Genomic DNA, 15716 nt, shown 5'->3' with positions numbered 1-15716 from the left:
CACGGCACCGGACTCACGCCGTACCGCCACCAGACTAACGGCGTAGTGCCTCCGGTTTCCCTGACTCCACAGGCTGTGTGGAATCCAGATGGCCCCAGACGATGAGCCGATGGCTGTGTCCCCACTCCGGGTCGCACGTCGTCAGCGTCAGATAGCGCCCCGCGCGCGTGTACCCGGACTTCGTCGGCACGGGGTCGATGACCTGGACGTCCGTGGGCAATGTCCGATAGGGCCCCTTGTCGATGACGTACGTGAACCAGTCGTCGCCGTCGGTCAGGACGACCGTGTCGCCGGGGCGCAGCTTGGGAAAATCTTTGAAGGGATCACCGTAGGTGCGGCGGTGGCCGGCGACCGCGAAGTTCCCCTTCTGCCCCAACTGCGTGGTGTTCGCGTAGTGCCCGAGCCCTTTCTTCAGCGTGTCCGTCTTCGTGCCCTCGAGGACGGGCTTGTGCCACGTGGAACCAAGGCGCGGGATGTACATGAGCGCGAAGGGTCTGGCGTCCCTGTACGGGGCGGGCGGCTCCGGAGCCACCGAGGCGCCGGGGCCGGACGTCGGCTTCGCCGACTGCTTCGCCCACTGGTCCTGGAGCAGGTCGACCTGGTGGTCCATCTCGGTGTCGGCCTTCACGCCGGTCCAGAACAGCACATAGACGACGAAGAGCACGATCAGGGCGCCGGCGGTGATACAGAGCTCGCTGACGGTCCTCACGATCACGCGCACCGACACGGGTCCCCCGGCTGCCGTTACTCCACGGGCTTCGCGTACTTCAGATCCACTGTGCCCGAGTAGCCGGGAAGAGTCACCGGCCCGTCCTCGGTGACTTTCCAGCCCAGCCCGTAGACGTTGACGTACACCATGTAGTTCTGGATCGCCTCGCTCGCGGCGAGCGCCTTCTGCAGCTTCTCCGGGTCACCGACCGCCTGGATCTTGTACGGGGGCGAGTAGACGCGGCCCTGGAGGATCAGGGTGTTTCCGACGCAGCGCACGGCGCTGGTGGAGATCAGCCGCTGGTCCATGACCTTGATGCCCTGGGCGCCGCCCAGCCACAGGGCGTTCACCACGGCCTGCAGGTCCTGCTGGTGGATGACCAGATAGTCGGGCTGCGGCTCGGGGTAACCGGGAAGCTTGGCGGTGGCGTCCGGCGGAGCGTCGTTGAGAGTGACCGTGAGGGCCTCGCCCTTGAGGCTCTGGGTCCCGGCGTTCTTCTCCAGGGCCTTGAGCCGGGCGTCCTCGGCATCGGTGCTGCCGTCGTCCCGCTCGGCGAGGGCCTCGACATCGTCCCGGAGCACCGCGTTGGACTCGTCGAGCTGCCCGTTCTTGTGGCTGCGTTCCTGGATGAGGTCGGAGAGCTTCAGCAACGAGGCGTCCGTACGGATGTTGGTGCCCTTGGCCGTGTCGAAGCTGGTGAAGAAGATCAGCCCGGCGAGGGCGAAGACCCCGACGGTCAGCACGCGCACGGGGCGGAACCCGCCCCGGGTGGAGGTGTCGCCGTTCCCGGTGGCGGGGTCGGAGCCAGTCCCGGAGAAGTCGCCGGACCCGGCCTCCGGGGAGGTGCCGGAACCAGCCTTGGGGGAGTCGGCTGAATTGCTCAACGTACCCTTATCTCCTTAGGCGCCGCGGAAGCACTACGCTAACGGACGCCCGGGGGAGCATTCAGTGTCCCCTTGTACGCTGCCCCGGAGCCCGCCACAGTTCCCTGCGCGGCCACGCAGCGCATCGACAGGAGAGACCCTCGTGCCGAAGTCACGTATCCGCAAGAAGGCCGACTACACGCCGCCGCCGTCCAAGCAGGCCACGAACATCAAGCTGAACAGCCATGGCTGGGTGGCCCCGGTCATGCTGGCCATGTTCCTCATCGGGCTGGCCTGGATCGTGGTCTTCTATGTGACCGACGGTTCGTTGCCGATCGATTCGCTGGGCAACTGGAACATCGTGGTCGGCTTCGGGTTCATCGCCGCGGGATTCGGCGTCTCGACCCAGTGGAAGTAGAGGTCCCCGCCCGGTGGAAGTAGCTCTCCCCAGAGCTCTCCCCAGAGTTATCCACAGGTGTTTTCCACAGTGGGGAAAAAGAACGACCATCTGTGGATAACTCACCGGGCGTTGACGCCGGTATGACTGACCTACCGGCATCCGCAAGCATGTTCGCCCCCTGCCTGACCTGCGAGAACGCAGGTGAGCGACAGGGGGCACACCTGTTCCCGAACTCTATGCACAAGATCCGCCACGGTCTGTGGACAACAGTGCTGTAACAGTGCCGACGAAGGGCCTGACCGGTGAAGGCCCGACATCACCTCAGGTCAGCTGCGCGGTCCTGAGCAGCGTCATGACCACCACGGCGGCCAGTACCAGAGCACACACGCCGTACTGGATCAGCGCCCGCCGCTCACGCGGTGCGTGCACCATCGCGTAGCCGATCAGGACACCGGCGACGAGACCGCCGACGTGGGCTTCCCAGGCGATGTTGAACATCGGGCTGAAGGTGAAGATCAGGTTGATCACCAGCAGGATGATCAACGGACGCATGTCGTAGTTGAGGCGGCGCATGAGGACGCCGGTCGCGCCGAAGAGGCCGAAGATGGCGCCGGAGGCGCCGAGCGACGGTTGGTTCTGCTCGGCGAGCAGGTAGGTGAGCGCGCTGCCCGCGAGGCCGGAGACGAAGTAGAGCGCCAGATAGCGGGCACGGCCGAGGGCCGCCTCCAGAGGACCGCCGATCCACCACAGGCTGAGCATGTTGAACACGATGTGTGTGACGCTGCTGCTGCTGTGCAGGAACATCGATGTCACCAGCCGGTACCACTGGCCCTCGGCGACGCCTTGGAGCGAGGAGCCCAGTTCCGGGACCCAGGCCCGCCCGATGAGGCTGAACCGGTCCGTGAACGTGTCGCCCGCCGACATCTGCACCAGGAAGAGCAGCAGGTTCACGCCGATCAGGATCTTGGTGAGGAGCCGGGGGTCGGCTGTGACCGTGCCGCCCGCGAGGGTGCGCGGGGCGGAGGCGGAGGGCGCGTGGCCCGTGCCGGAGCCGCCGCGGACGCATTCGGGGCACTGAAAGCCCACGGAGGCGCTCACCATGCACTCGGGACAGATGGGGCGCTCGCATCGGGTACAGCGGATACCCGTCTCGCGGTCCGGGTGCCGGTAGCAGGTGGGCAGTCTCTGCGCGTCCTGCGAGCCGCTCGGCACCTGGTCCATCGGGTCCCCTCCATCTCCTGTGCGGAACCAATCGCCCCGCCCATCCTTACGGATGGGCGGGGCGATTGGTTCCCTTCGGGACCTTGTGAACCTTTCGGGTCCGGCCCTCGCACGGTGAACCCCGGCGGGCTCAGCCCTGGCGGGTCTCGACGACGACCGACTCGATGACGACGTCGTTGACCGGGCGGTCGGTGCGCGGGTTGGTCTGGGCACCGGCGATGGCGTCCACGATCTTCTGGCTGGCCGCGTCGACCACCTCACCGAAGATGGTGTGCTTGCGGGTCAGCCACGCCGTCGGCGAGACGGTGATGAAGAACTGCGAGCCGTTGGTGCCCGGACCGGCGTTGGCCATGGCCAGCAGGTAGGGCTTGTCGAAGCCGAGGTCCGGGTGGAACTCGTCCGCGAACTGGTAGCCGGGACCACCGGTGCCGTTCCCCAGCGGGTCACCGCCCTGGATCATGAATCCACTGATCACCCGGTGGAAGACCGTGCCGTCGTAGAGCTTGTCAGTGGACTTCTGGCCGGTGGCCGGATTGGTCCACTCACGCTCGCCCTGGGCGAGCTCGACGAAGTTACGGACCGTCTTGGGCGCGTGGTTCGGCAGCAGCCGCACCTCGATGTCGCCGTGGTTCGTCTTCAGGGTGGCGTACAGCTGCTCTGCCACGATCTGCCTTCCGTTGTCCTCTGTGACTCCCCCGATCCTCGCACGGACGACGCCGTCCGTCCCCCGACGCCCACCCTCTTGTACGGCGGGTGCGCGGAAAACCGGTCGAGTACCCCCTTTACCGGCGCGCTTCGCGGCGATCCGTGGCATTGTCGGCACTGTCGGGGACAAGTTCCCGTTGTCCCGTATTCATCCTCTATTGCACATGACCGGTTCAGAGCGGCTCTTGCTCGATGATCAGCCGGAGTCGGTGCCCATGACCCGGATGCCCGCCCGCACATGCCCCGGATCACTCCGGGAGGCATGATCCCCAAAAGGGTGGAAAGTCGAATGACGTACGCCACCGAGGAGGAGGATCCCGTGACCCGCATCGACAGCGTGCGCGCCGCGACCGGCTCGGCCAAGGACAGCGTGCTGCACGCCGCGGAAGTGGTGGCGCCCTACGCCGACACGGCAAAGGACAAGGCCTCGCACTACGCGCACGAGGCACGCGTACTGATCGCGCCGAAGGTGTCACAGGCTGCGGAACAGGCACGCGTCCAGTACGGCGCCCTTGTCGTCCCGCGCCTGGAGCAGGCCCGCACGCATGTGCCGCCGAAGGTCGACTACGCGGCCCATGAAGCCGCCGTCCGCACCCGCAAGGCGGCCCGCCAGGCCGCCGACTACTCCCGTCCCCGCATCGAACAGGCCGTGGCCGCCGCCGGCCCCGTCCGCGAGGAGGCCACCGCCCGCAGTGTCGCGGCGCTGGCCGCCCTGCGCGGACAGGTCTCGCCCCAGCAGATCCAGAAGCTGGTCCGCAGGCAGCAGCGCCGCGCGAGGCTCGGTAGCGCCGTCAAGGGCCTGGCCGTGCTGGGCGTCCTGGCGGGCGGCGCCTTCGCCGCCTGGAAGTGGTGGGACAAGCAGGCCAACCCCGACTGGCTGGTCGAGCCTCCCGCCGCCACCGAGGTCTCCGACCCCGGTCGCCTGTCCTCCGTCGACGGCAGCGGCCAGTCCGCCCTCGACCCCGAGGTCCAGGCCAAGCAGGCCGAGGAGGAGGCCGCCGACCGCGACGACCACCGCTGAGGACCGGCAGCCGAGGTATTTTTTTCGCGGCTGCTGCCGCGCCGTGACGAACTCTCTTCCGGCTCGGCCTCGCGTGCCCGGAGGCACGTTCGGCAGGACACCTTTCAACAGCCCTGTGGGGCAGAAGACTTGCAGGTCTTCTGCCCCACAGGGCTGTTTCACGTGAAACGTCCCACCCTCCAGGGCAGGGAACACGGCACCCCGGAATGTATTGATCCGGTTGCGAAGGGTGATGCACACATTCCGCCGCGCACCCTTGTGACACAGAGCACCGTTTTCGCATATGCGTACGCCGACGCGCGCCAGCGACCGTCACCCCGTCCCAGCGGCCCTCTCTGCACGGAGTGCACAGATAGCGATCGCGACGAGCCCCCATCCGGGGCCCCATCGGCGACCGGGAACCGAAGGCAGGAAAAAGGCCGGGCCGGATGTCCTGAGACATCCGGCCCGGCCAATCCGCTGTGGAGCCTAGGGGAGTCGAACCCCTGACATCTGCCATGCAAAGACAGCGCTCTACCAACTGAGCTAAGGCCCCGAAAGGGAAGCGTCCACCCGGAACAACCGACCACCGGGAGGCTTCGCAGACCAGAGTACCGGGTCACCCCCGGGATCTCGCAAAAAGATTAGGGGTCCCCGTGAACGACCACTCTCCGTAAGATGCTCGTCGTGGTTCGCTACAGCGAACCACGGTATTTGGGGAAGCGATGGGGAGACGCAATGGACGCCGCACAGCAGGAAGCGACCGCAAGAGCCCGGGAGCTGCAGCGGAACTGGTACGGAGAGCCGCTGGGGGCGCTCTTCCGTAGGCTCATCGAGGACCTGGGTCTCAACCAGGCTCGTCTCGCGGGGGTGCTGGGCCTGTCCGCACCGATGCTGTCGCAGCTGATGAGTGGTCAGCGTGCCAAGATCGGCAACCCGGCAGTGGTCCAGCGGGTGCAGTTGCTGCAGGACCTGGCGGGTCAGGTCGCGGACGGCAGCGTGAGCGCCGCCGAAGCGACCGAGCGCATGGACGAGATCAAGAAGTCACAGGGGGGATCAGTGCTCAGCAACACCACGCAGTCGACGACGAGTTCGGGAGCGCCCACGGTCAAGCGGGTCGTCCGCGAGATCCAGTCGCTGCTTCGCTCGGTGGCGGCGGCGGGCGACATCATCGACGCGGCGGACACTCTCGCCCCGACCCACCCGGAACTGGCAGAGTTCCTCCGGGTGTACGGCGCGGGCCGCACCTCGGACGCGGTGGCGCACTACCAGTCCCACCAGAACTGAGCCCAAGGCCCGGTCCCCGGAAGGGGGTTCGGCGGCCGGGCCGAGGCCGATGAGGTCGACGAGGGGTCTGTAGGCCCCTCGAGAGCACGAAGACGTGGACGTAGGCTCCAGGAGAGCCGACAAGTGCAGCAGAACAGAGTGGCAGGGGGACAGAGGCGAGAAGCAAGCTCCGGGGGCAGCCGGACACGTGCGAGCCGGTTCCGCGGAGGACGGCACGAGCGCCGTGTCCTCCGCCGACGGGCAGCCAAGGGGGGAGCCGAAGGGGGAACGACGCACAACCATGGGTGAGGTCTTCGCCGGCCGGTACGAACTGGTCGACCCGATCGGGCGCGGGGGAGTCGGCGCGGTCTGGCGCACCTGGGACCACCGCCGCCGCCGCTATGTGGCCGCCAAGGTCCTGCAACAGCGTGACGCGCACGCCCTGCTGCGCTTCGTCCGCGAGCAGGCCGTGCGGATCGACCATCCCCATGTGCTCGCGCCCGCCAGCTGGGCTGCCGACGACGACAAGGTCCTGTTCACCATGGACCTGGTGGCCGGAGGCTCCCTGGTCAACCTCGTCAACGACTACGGTCCCCTTCCGCCCGCCTACGTCTGTGGCCTGCTCGACCAACTGCTGTCCGGTCTTGCCGCCGTGCACGCCGAGGGCGTCATCCACCGCGACATCAAGCCCGCCAACGTGCTGCTGGAGGCCACCGGCACGGCGCGGCCCCGCCTGCGCCTGTCCGACTTCGGCATCGCCATGCGTCTGGGCGAGCCCCGCCTGACCGAGACCAACTACGTGGTGGGAACGCCGGGTTACTTCGCTCCCGAGCAGATGCTGGGCGCCGACCCGGACTTCCCGGCAGACCTCTTCGCGGTGGGCCTCGTCGCCCTGTACCTCCTGGAGGGCGCGAAACCCGACGCCAAGGCCCTCATCGAGCACTTCGCCGCGCACGGCACCCCGAACGCCCCTCGAGGCATCCCCGAGCCTCTGTGGCAGGTCATCGCCACACTGCTCCAGCCCGACCCCAACTCCCGCTTCCGCACGGCCACGGGCGCCCGCAAGGCTCTTGGCGCGGCCAGGGAGCTCCTGCCCGCCCCAGGGCCCGACGACGAGTTGGTGGAGGTATTCGACCAACTCGGCCCGCTCCCCAAGGGCTTCGCCCCCGAAGGACCCCTGCAGAGGGCATCGGGGCTGGACAAGACCGGGACAGGCACGGGCACCAGCGGAACAGGCACTGGCGCCGCGTTCTCGCCGGCCCCCGGCCCAGGCACGGACGTTTTTTCCGACTCGCCCGGCCGGCACGCCCCTTCATCTCCTTCGGGTCCTACCGTTCCCTCGGCTTCCGCCTCTTCCCCCTCCGCTGCTTCACCGCCCTCCCTGTCTGCGTCCTCACCCTCGTCCTCAGGGCCGGTCATGGGGGTCGCCTCACCGTCCGGCGCGGAGACGACACCGCCGCCGCCTCACAATCCGCCGGCATACAGCCCGCCGCCCCCGGGCCCGCCGCCCCAGTCCGGCCCAGGCACCGCGCTACCCGCACCGTCCACAGGCTCCGTACCCCAGCCCCCGCACACGGGCTCCATATCTCCGCCGCCCATGCCCACCACCGCCCCGCCCCGCACCGGCTCCAGCGGCACCGGGCAGTGGTCTCACGATTCCGCCCCCTCGGCATCTTCGGCCTCTTCGCCGCATACCGGTCACGTGGCGCCCGAGTCGCCCTCCACCGCCGTACCCCCTCGGCCCGAACGCGACCCCGTGCCGCCGCGGCCGTCCACGATGTCGGACACCGGCAGCTTCCATCTGCCGCCGCCCCAGATGATCGCCGCCCACGCACCGTCGCGGCAGGCGGAGCAACAGCACACCCCCAAACCTGGCTACCCCGAGCACCAAACCGAGCAGCAGGCCACTCCCCCCACCGCGACGCCCGTCCAAGCTGCCCCAGCGCAACACCCCGAACCCGCGCATGTGCCCTCCCCCCAGTCACACCCGCCGTTGGGCCTCTCCCAGGCCCCGACCGCGGCGGTGCAACAGCACGCTTACGCCTCTACTGGTTCATACACCGCTCGCCCGCCACAGGTTCCACGTCGATCGCGGGCGCTTCGCCGACGCCGTCCGGGCCCGCCCGTCAAGGTGGTCCTTCCGGTCCTTCTGCTGGCACTGGCCTGTTTCGCGGTGGGGTTCTGGGCACTGGGCCAACTCTGAATCCCTCCCGGACACACCGGCTGATACTGGCTGATAGCCGCGGATACAAAACGACATTGAGCGATGTCGACCCACCCCTCTCCGGCCGAATCCGCGTCATACCGACGACGGCGCCGCCCCGCTGAGTCAGCCGCGGCACCGTCACAACCGCCGCCCGCCCAGGTCCGCCGCCAGCGCCCGGCCGTCACTGTTCCCCAGCCACGACAAGCACCACAAGGCGACGACCGGGAGGCCGGGCGCCGGGCGGCCAGGAGCCGAGCGGCCAGTACCTGCTACCAGCTTGCTCCGGGACCGGCGCCCACGCGTCCGCCCCCGCCCTACCCGGTCGATCCGCAGCTTGATCGTCCTACCACCCCCGGGACACCCCATGCCGCCCCCGCGGAGCCGTGCCCGCCTTCGTCCGCTCCGCCTGCGCACCGGCGGACGCCCTCCTGCGCGCCACGAGAGTCCACATCACGAGCCCGAACACCAGCAGGCTCCCCGTGCCGATGCCGCCCGCCGCGACGACCGTCATGGCGAGACGCCGGTCCCCGGTGCCCCCGGATTTCCCGGAACCCTCTCCACCGCCGGAAGTCTCCGTGCCTCCTCCACCGTCGCTGTCCCCCGCTCCGTCCAGCGTGTCTCCTGTGGTCCCGCCCTCCGCGGCCTCCTGATCCTCCGCGGTGACCTCGAAGACCCCACTCGGCTCGGAGTCACCCAGATACCCCGGCCCGGCCCCGGCCTTTCCCTCCAGCCGCACCCGCAGGGTCAACCCGAGAGGCTTCTCGCCATACCGGTCGGCGACCGACGTCCCGACGTGCAGTGCCAGGTAGTACCAGCCGGCGAACCGCATCCCGCTCACTTCGTCGTCGAGGGAGAAGCGGTTCTCGTACGCGACTGGCGGGAGCGGGTCCAGGGCGGTGGACCGTTGCTCGCCCCCGTAGCTGGCGGTCCTGTCGTCCACGAAGCCACGTACGGGGTTGTAGAGCGACATGACGAACGCGTTCCCCACGTACCCGTCGCCGTCGGTGGTGCTGCCCAGTTCGGCGGTGGCGTACAGCTGCTGCCCCCAGCCGACCGGCACCCTGTAGAAGAGCGTCTCCCCGGCTCTGATCCCGGCCTCGTCCTGCCAGACGCCCTGCGTCACGGGACTCGCCGTCGCGAAGCCGCTCCCACCGCGACGGAGCTCGGGGTCACCCGACAGGCCTTCGGGCGGAGCGGAGTTCCAGCTCTCGGGGGCACTCGTCGAACCGCCCGTCGTCACAGCGGGCTCCGACACGAAGCCGATCTCCAGCCCCCACTCCTCCGACGAGCCCTCCGAGGGCGAACCCGACACCGAGCCGGTAGCCGAACCCGCACTCGCCCCCGTACCGGTTCCCACGGCCGAGCCGACCCGTTCCACGACGACGTAGTACGCCCCTGCCTCCTGACACATGTACTCGTCGCTGCCGATCTCACGCGAGGCCCAGGCGGTGACGGGGTGCGCACTGCGGGTCGGGCCGAAGCGGGCGGTCTCGTAGGAGCAGCGATGTGCGTCGGCGTCCTGCAGGGACACCCGGACGCCGTCGGCGGAGGCTACCTCCGCTCCGGCACCGGGTACGGCTGTGGCCGAGACGTACGCGTTGGCGGCGGCACCGAGATCGAGGCGGTAGTAGAGCTTGCCGCCCGGGCCGATGGAGCTCCGGTATGTCCTGCCGGCCGCCAGCCGCACGGCTCCCGTGCTGCTCGTGGCGCCCTCCACCGTCCTAGCGTCTTCGGCGTAGGAGTAAGGAGTGGGCGCGTCAGCCGCCGCGGCGGGTCCGATCGACGCCGTCGTCGCGCACAGGGCCGTAGCCATGGCTGCCGCAGTTCGCCACCAGACCGTGCGCCGCCCCATCAAGCGCCACCCCTCGTCGTAAGACCCGAAGTCGCGGCTCCGAAGTCGAAGCCCGGAAGAAGGCCCGGGGAGAAGCCAGGCAGCGATGCCCGGATACATGCCGGCAGACCCCGCCCAGCGGTCGTGGTTACGCAGCGGCTTCCCGGAAGCCACGGCCCTGAACGCGCCCATCCTGCCGGGCCCTGCGCGCCGGTGCCCGCGTTCCTGGGAAGGAGCGGCCGAAAACGGCCCCTACACAGACCGCCGCTTTTACCGAGGCAACCAAATCGTTTGCCAAGGCGAATCTCGGACCAGGGGTATACGCCTGAATATCCGGAATGACGTGGACTGCGTGCCCGAGCGACACAAAACCCCGACCGCTGGCGCGGCCGGGGTCTGCTCTGAGACTGATGTCGATGTTCACGAACCCGTGGGCACGGAGTCAGTTGCCTCCGTCCACAGGTCCTGCTCGGCGCGATCCGCCTGGATCTGGCGGTACACGAGGAGCCCGCCGATGGCGGCCAGTGCGACCAGGAGAAGCTTCTTCACCGCGCGACCTCGTCTTTCCTTGACGTAGGGGACCTCTGGCGCCCGACTATACACACCGACCGATACCGATCGGTGACCTGCGTCGCCCCCTCAACTCCCGCCGGGAAGACCGCAGTAGAACCGGATGCCATTGTTCCGATCGCAGGCTCATCACACAGGTCCCCCACATCTCGCACACGCGACGGGCCCCGGAGGCCGCACCCCGTCCGCCGCACCCACTGCCCTGCGCATTCCCGCAGCCGTCGGCAGGCACCTGCGGGCGCCTGCGGGGCCCCTGGGGCCTTCCGAGCCCCTTGCGCCCATCCGAGTGGTGTTCATCCGAAGATCCACGCGCCATGGGCGTCGGTCCGTGATTTCGGAGCCCCCATACACATCATGAGGAAAGTACGCAAATCGCCCAACCCGAAAGTGAGGGGCCATGGCCCAGAACACGGTCATGAAGTTGTGGACCGCCATCGTCACCGCCGTCCTGACCCTGTGCACGGCGCTCGGACTGATCACGACCACGGCGTCGGCCGCGGTACCGCAGACCGAGAGCACCCGCAACTGCGCGGTCCCCACGACGACACCGGCGGCGATGACTTCTCCGGCCCGGCCTCACGATCGCGCCCTGCCCCCCACGATGAAGCAACGCATCCGCGCCGAGGCCCACGGCTCCTCACCCTCGTGCCGCCACCGCACGCCCTTGGACACGGCGGCCATTGACGGCGCCGCCCTGGAGCCCCCTCACCCGCGAGCCGAGCAGCCCGCCGCACCCCTCCAGCGCTGATTCGGACCGGGCAGTATCCCGCACAACCATCGTGGCGATCTTGCGTACGACGCCCGTAGTACAGCCCCACAGAACAACAGGAACCCCCGGCCGGGATGGCCGGGGGTTCCTGCATGCGCGCCCCGCCGGCCTCCGCCGTGAACGACGAACGCCCTCGATCGCTATCGGTCGAGGGCGTTCCTACCGATGGGCCTACAGGATTCGAGCCCGTGACCTGATACCTACCAGGTCGATCAGATCATGGCGGCTTCTGGGCCCTGCGATTCGCCGGGTGGGCGGCTCAGCGGCGGTCGTGGCGAACCCTCCAGGTCCGCCCCTGTTCACTGCTGTGGGTGCCGGCCGCTGAAGTCGGTATCAAGCGCATCCCTGCCAGGTGGTCGCTGCGCCTCTTGTCCGGCACACAGCATCTGATGAGCCGGGGGAATCCGCCACGATGTCAGCCGTAGATGACAAAGACCCCCAGCCGGTACCGGCTGGGGGTCTTTGCGATGGTGGGGCTAACAGGATTTGAACCTGTGGCCTCATCCTTATCAGGGATGCGCTCTAACCAACTGAGCTATAGCCCCGCCGCGCTCTGCGGTGTGTGTCCCGCGCGCTGACTCCTGAAGATTAGCGCACGACGTGGGGAGTCCCAAAATCGATACCCGGAGGGGGACCGTGACACGGTGGCGCGCCCTGTCGGGGACGGCGCTCGGCGCAGTCCCCGTAGTCCGTCCCCTACATCCTCTCCGCGCTCACTCGTCCTCGGCGAGCGTCAGCTCGATGCCGCCCACGAAGCCTGCGGACAGGTTGTAGATGAAGGCGCCGAGGGTGGCGAGGGCGGTCGCGAGGACGACGTCGATGACCGCGATGATCGTGGTGAAGATCAGCACGTTGGGCAAGGACAGGAACGACTGCAGATCGAATCCGTTGGACTCGTTGGAGCCGGTGGCCTCGGAGATGGTGGCGCCGACTGAGGAGAACACACCCATCGCGTTCATGACCATCCACAGCACCGCGGCCGCGACGACCGTGCAGATGCCGAGAGCGATGGAGAGCAGGAAGCTGACCTTCATCACGGACCACGGATCGGCCTTGGCCACCCGCAATCGCGCCTTGCGCGTACGAGGCGTCGTGCGTGCTCCCGTACGCGGCTTGCGGGACGAGCCCTCCGGCGTCGGCTGGTAGGCCTGTGGCGGGTGGTACGGGCCGGCCTGCTGCTGCGACTGCCGCTCACCGGGCAGCGCGGAACCACCGGACTGAGCCGCCTGGGCCGGGGGCTGCGCCGGAGCCTGGCGGGCGGGCCCGCCCGCAGCCGCGGCCGGGCTGCCCGGCGCGGACTGCTGGGTCTGCGGACCACGGGTGTCCGTCACGGTTCCCCCCTGGGATCCAGACTTCTCGGGCGAGGGCGCGGGCGCAGCCGAATCGGTCGCGCCCGTCTTGATCGCTTTCAGTTGGGTCGTGTGCGTGTCCATCGCACGCGCGGCGGAGCCACGGCCGCCGCCATCCGCCTCCGACCCGGTCGAATTACCGGCCGAAGTACCGGACGATCCGGCGCCCGTGGCTCCGCTCACGCTGACTCACTCCTCGTGCTACTCGGACGAGGGCGCCTCACCCTCGTCCGTACCGGTCGTCGCGGCACCCTCGGCGGTCTCGTCAACGGCCTCGTCGCCGTCGATCTCCTCCGCCTCCCGCCCTGCCTCGGCGTTACGAGCGATGCCGACCACGGCATCGCGCTTGCCCAGGTTGATCAGTTGGACGCCCATGGTGTCACGGCCGGTTTCCCTGATCTCGTTGACTCGCGTACGAATCACACCGCCTGACAGCGTGATGGCGAGGATCTCGTCGGTCTCCTCGACCACCAGCGCGCCAACGAGCGAACCGCGGTCCTCGACGATCTTGGCGGCCTTGATACCGAGGCCACCGCGACCCTGGACGCGGTACTCGTCGACGCCGGTCCGCTTCGCGTACCCGCCGTCTGTGGCAGTGAACACGAACGTACCGGGTCGAACAACATTCATCGAGAGCAGCTCGTCCCCCTCACGGAAACTCATGCCCTTGACACCCGAGGTGGCACGGCCCATGGGCCGCAGCGCCTCGTCCGTCGCCGTGAAGCGGATCGACTGTGCCTTCTTGCTGATCAGAAGGATGTCATCCTCGGCCGATACGAGTTCGGCTCCGATCAGTTCGTCATCGGAACCGTCCTCCTTCTCACGAAGGTTGATCGCGATGACGCCGCCGGAACGGGGCGAATCGTAATCCTTCAGAGGCGTCTTCTTCACAAGACCACCCTTGGTGGCGAGCACCAGGTAGGGCGTGGCCTCGTAGTCGCGGATCGCGAGGATCTCGGCGATCGACTCGTCCGGCTGGAAGGCCAGCAGGTTGGCGACGTGCTGTCCACGCGCGTCACGTCCGGCGTCCGGCAACTCGTAGGCCTTGGCCCGGTAGACACGGCCCTTGTTCGTGAAGAACAGCAGCCAGTGGTGCGTGGTCGACACGAAGAAGTGGTCGACGATGTCGTCTTCCTTGAGCTTCGTGCCGCGTACGCCCTTGCCGCCGCGCTTCTGCGAACGGTAGTCCTCGGTCTTGGTCCGCTTGACATAGCCGCCGCGCGAGATGGTGACGACGATGTCCTCTTCGGCGATCAGGTCCTCGATGGACATGTCACCGTCGAAGGGGACCAGCTTGGAGCGACGGTCGTCGCCGAACTTCTCGACGATCGCGGCGAGTTCCTCGCTGATGATGCCGCGCTGACGCACCGGCGAGGCGAGGATCGCGTTGTACTCGCGGATCTTCGCCTGCAGCTCGTCGTGCTCGGCGACGATCTTCTGACGCTCCAGAGCCGCCAGGCGTCGCAGCTGCATCTCGAGGATCGCGTTGGCCTGGATCTCGTCGATCTCCAGGAGGCCCATCAGGCCCTCACGCGCGATCTCGACGGTGTCACTGCGCCGGATCAGCGCGATGACCTCGTCGATGGCGTCCAGGGCCTTCAGGAGGCCACGCAGGATGTGCGCGCGCTCCTCGGCCTTGCGCAGCCTGAATCGCGTACGCCGGACGATGACCTCGATCTGGTGCGTCACCCAGTGACGGATGAAGGCGTCCAGGGACAGGGTCCTCGGTACGCCGTCCACCAGCGCCAGCATGTTCGCGCCGAAGTTCGTCTGCAGGTCGGTGTGCTTGTAGAGGTTGTTCAGGACGACCTTGGCGACCGCGTCCCGCTTCAGGACGATGACCAGGCGCTGGCCCGTACGGGAGGACGTCTCGTCGCGGACGTCCGCGATGCCGCCGATCTTGCCGTCCTTCACCAGGTCGGCGATCTTCTGCGCGAGGTTGTCCGGGTTGACCTGGTAGGGGAGTTCGGTGACCACCAGGCACTGGCGGTTCTGGATCTCCTCGACGTCGACGACCGCGCGCATCGTGATGGAGCCACGGCCCGTGCGGTACGCCTCCTCGATGCCCTTGCGGCCCACCACCAGGGCACCACTGGGGAAATCCGGGCCCTTGATGCGCTCGATCAGGGCATCGAGCAGCTCCTCGTGGGAGGCCTCGGGGTTCTCCAGATACCACTGGGCACCGGCCGCGACCTCACGGAGGTTGTGCGGCGGGATGTTCGTCGCCATACCGACCGCGATGCCCGCCGAGCCGTTGATCAGCAGGTTCGGGAAGCGCGCCGGCAGAACCGTCGGCTCCTGGTTACGGCCGTCGTAGTTGTCCGTGAAGTCGACGGTCTCCTCGTCGATGTCACGGACCATCTCCATGGACAGCGGCTTCAGCTTGCACTCGGTGTACCGCATGGCCGCGGCCGGGTCGTTGCCCGGGGAACCGAAGTTGCCGTTGGAGTCCACCAGCGGCATCCGCATCGACCACGGCTGCGCGAGACGGACCAGCGCGTCGTAGATCGAGGAGTCGCCGTGCGGGTGGTAGGTGCCCATGACGTCACCGACGACGCGGGCGCACTTGTAGAAGCCCTTCTCGGGGCGGTAACCACCGTCGTACATCGCGTACAGGACCCGGCGGTGGACGGGCTTGAGACCGTCCCGTACGTCGGGCAGCGCGCGCGACACGATGACGGACATCGCGTAGTCGAGATACGAGCGCTGCATCTCGGTCTCGAGCCCGACGGGCTCGACGCGCAGGGCGACCTCGCCCTCTTCGGGAGTGCTCGGACCAGTGGGGGGAAGAGGTGTCTCGTCGGTCATTGCTGGTGAAGATCCTTTC

At 68.2% G+C, this 15716-nt stretch carries 13 protein-coding genes and 2 tRNA genes; 5 read left to right on the top strand and 10 right to left on the bottom strand.

Going from position 1 to position 15716, the window contains the following annotated elements:
* Positions 1-34 precede the first annotated feature (34 nt).
* Together OG858_RS23165 and OG858_RS23160 are read right to left on the bottom strand one after the other, a co-directional pair.
* Positions 35-721, bottom strand: coding sequence for a class E sortase (locus OG858_RS23165; protein WP_179200917.1), 687 nt, complete (start codon positions 719-721; stop codon positions 35-37).
* Positions 722-744: 23 nt separating this feature from the next.
* Entirely contained in the window at positions 745-1593 is an 849-nt protein-coding gene (locus OG858_RS23160) for a DUF881 domain-containing protein (protein ID WP_179200918.1), read from the bottom strand.
* A gap of 142 nt (positions 1594-1735) precedes the next feature.
* Between OG858_RS23160 and crgA the strand changes: the two genes are divergently transcribed.
* Positions 1736-1990 (top strand): cell division protein CrgA, encoded by a 255-nt coding sequence (gene crgA, locus OG858_RS23155; protein ID WP_037689717.1) that lies wholly within the window; start codon positions 1736-1738, stop codon positions 1988-1990.
* A 303-nt stretch (positions 1991-2293) separates the two neighbouring features.
* Here crgA and OG858_RS23150 read toward each other — a convergent pair whose 3' ends face one another.
* The gene (locus tag OG858_RS23150) at positions 2294-3193 is read right to left on the bottom strand and encodes a rhomboid family intramembrane serine protease (protein WP_319068652.1); all 900 of its coding nucleotides are present in this window, start codon (positions 3191-3193) and stop codon (positions 2294-2296) included.
* A gap of 130 nt (positions 3194-3323) precedes the next feature.
* The gene (locus OG858_RS23145) at positions 3324-3857 is read right to left on the bottom strand and encodes a peptidylprolyl isomerase (protein WP_037689715.1); all 534 of its coding nucleotides are present in this window, start codon (positions 3855-3857) and stop codon (positions 3324-3326) included.
* A 360-nt stretch (positions 3858-4217) separates the two neighbouring features.
* Here OG858_RS23145 and OG858_RS23140 point away from each other — a divergent pair, with 360 nt between their 5' ends.
* Positions 4218-4919 (top strand): DUF5324 family protein, encoded by a 702-nt coding sequence (locus OG858_RS23140; protein ID WP_086750088.1) that lies wholly within the window; start codon positions 4218-4220, stop codon positions 4917-4919.
* 462 nt (positions 4920-5381) lie between these two features.
* On the opposite strand, the gene OG858_RS23135 is transcribed toward OG858_RS23140, so the two are convergent.
* Positions 5382-5454 (bottom strand) — tRNA-Ala (locus OG858_RS23135).
* Positions 5455-5636: 182 nt separating this feature from the next.
* Here OG858_RS23135 and OG858_RS23130 point away from each other — a divergent pair.
* Positions 5637-6185 (top strand): helix-turn-helix domain-containing protein, encoded by a 549-nt coding sequence (locus OG858_RS23130; RefSeq protein ID WP_037689714.1) that lies wholly within the window; start codon positions 5637-5639, stop codon positions 6183-6185.
* Between the two features lie 280 nt (positions 6186-6465).
* Complete coding sequence (locus OG858_RS23125; RefSeq protein ID WP_328544516.1) at positions 6466-8367, top strand: serine/threonine-protein kinase; 1902 nt, start codon at positions 6466-6468, stop codon at positions 8365-8367.
* Between the two features lie 346 nt (positions 8368-8713).
* On the opposite strand, the gene OG858_RS23120 is transcribed toward OG858_RS23125, so the two are convergent.
* Positions 8714-10183: a hypothetical protein gene (locus tag OG858_RS23120; protein WP_328544517.1), complete on the bottom strand. Its 1470-nt coding sequence runs from the start codon at positions 10181-10183 to the stop codon at positions 8714-8716.
* 438 nt (positions 10184-10621) lie between these two features.
* Entirely contained in the window at positions 10622-10750 is a 129-nt protein-coding gene (locus OG858_RS23115) for a DLW-39 family protein (protein ID WP_003999697.1), read from the bottom strand.
* Positions 10751-11168: 418 nt separating this feature from the next.
* Between OG858_RS23115 and OG858_RS23110 the strand changes: the two genes are divergently transcribed.
* Positions 11169-11519, top strand: a complete 351-nt coding sequence (locus OG858_RS23110; RefSeq protein ID WP_319068648.1) for a DUF6344 domain-containing protein — start codon at positions 11169-11171, stop codon at positions 11517-11519.
* 489 nt (positions 11520-12008) lie between these two features.
* Here OG858_RS23110 and OG858_RS23105 read toward each other — a convergent pair.
* The 3 genes from OG858_RS23105 to gyrA form a co-directional block, all read right to left on the bottom strand.
* Positions 12009-12085: transfer RNA gene (locus OG858_RS23105), tRNA-Ile, on the bottom strand.
* A 168-nt stretch (positions 12086-12253) separates the two neighbouring features.
* On the bottom strand, positions 12254-13072 hold the full coding sequence (locus tag OG858_RS23100; RefSeq protein ID WP_086747265.1) for a DUF3566 domain-containing protein: 819 nt from the start codon (positions 13070-13072) through the stop codon (positions 12254-12256).
* An 18-nt stretch (positions 13073-13090) separates the two neighbouring features.
* Positions 13091-15697, bottom strand: a complete 2607-nt coding sequence (gene gyrA, locus OG858_RS23095; RefSeq protein WP_037689683.1) for a DNA gyrase subunit A — start codon at positions 15695-15697, stop codon at positions 13091-13093.
* Positions 15698-15716 lie beyond the last annotated feature (19 nt).

It is taken from the genome of Streptomyces europaeiscabiei (assembly GCF_036346855.1).
GTDB lineage: Bacteria > Actinomycetota > Actinomycetes > Streptomycetales > Streptomycetaceae > Streptomyces > Streptomyces europaeiscabiei.
The sequence above is the reverse complement of the archived record's forward strand: the minus strand, read 5'-3'. Positions and strand labels throughout refer to the sequence as shown.

Excerpts from the sequence above, each read along its gene's own strand:
- OG858_RS23120 (WP_328544517.1), bottom strand. The coding sequence starts at position 10,183 with ATGGCTACGGCCCTGTGCGCGACGACGGCGTCGATCGGACCCGCCGCG.
- OG858_RS23110 (WP_319068648.1), top strand. The coding sequence starts at position 11,169 with ATGGCCCAGAACACGGTCATGAAGTTGTGGACCGCCATCGTCACCGCC.
- OG858_RS23125 (WP_328544516.1), top strand. The coding sequence starts at position 6,466 with ATGGGTGAGGTCTTCGCCGGCCGGTACGAACTGGTCGACCCGATCGGG.
- OG858_RS23150 (WP_319068652.1), bottom strand. The coding sequence starts at position 3,193 with ATGGACCAGGTGCCGAGCGGCTCGCAGGACGCGCAGAGACTGCCCACC.
- OG858_RS23130 (WP_037689714.1), top strand. The coding sequence starts at position 5,637 with ATGGACGCCGCACAGCAGGAAGCGACCGCAAGAGCCCGGGAGCTGCAG.
- gyrA (WP_037689683.1), bottom strand. The coding sequence starts at position 15,697 with ATGACCGACGAGACACCTCTTCCCCCCACTGGTCCGAGCACTCCCGAA.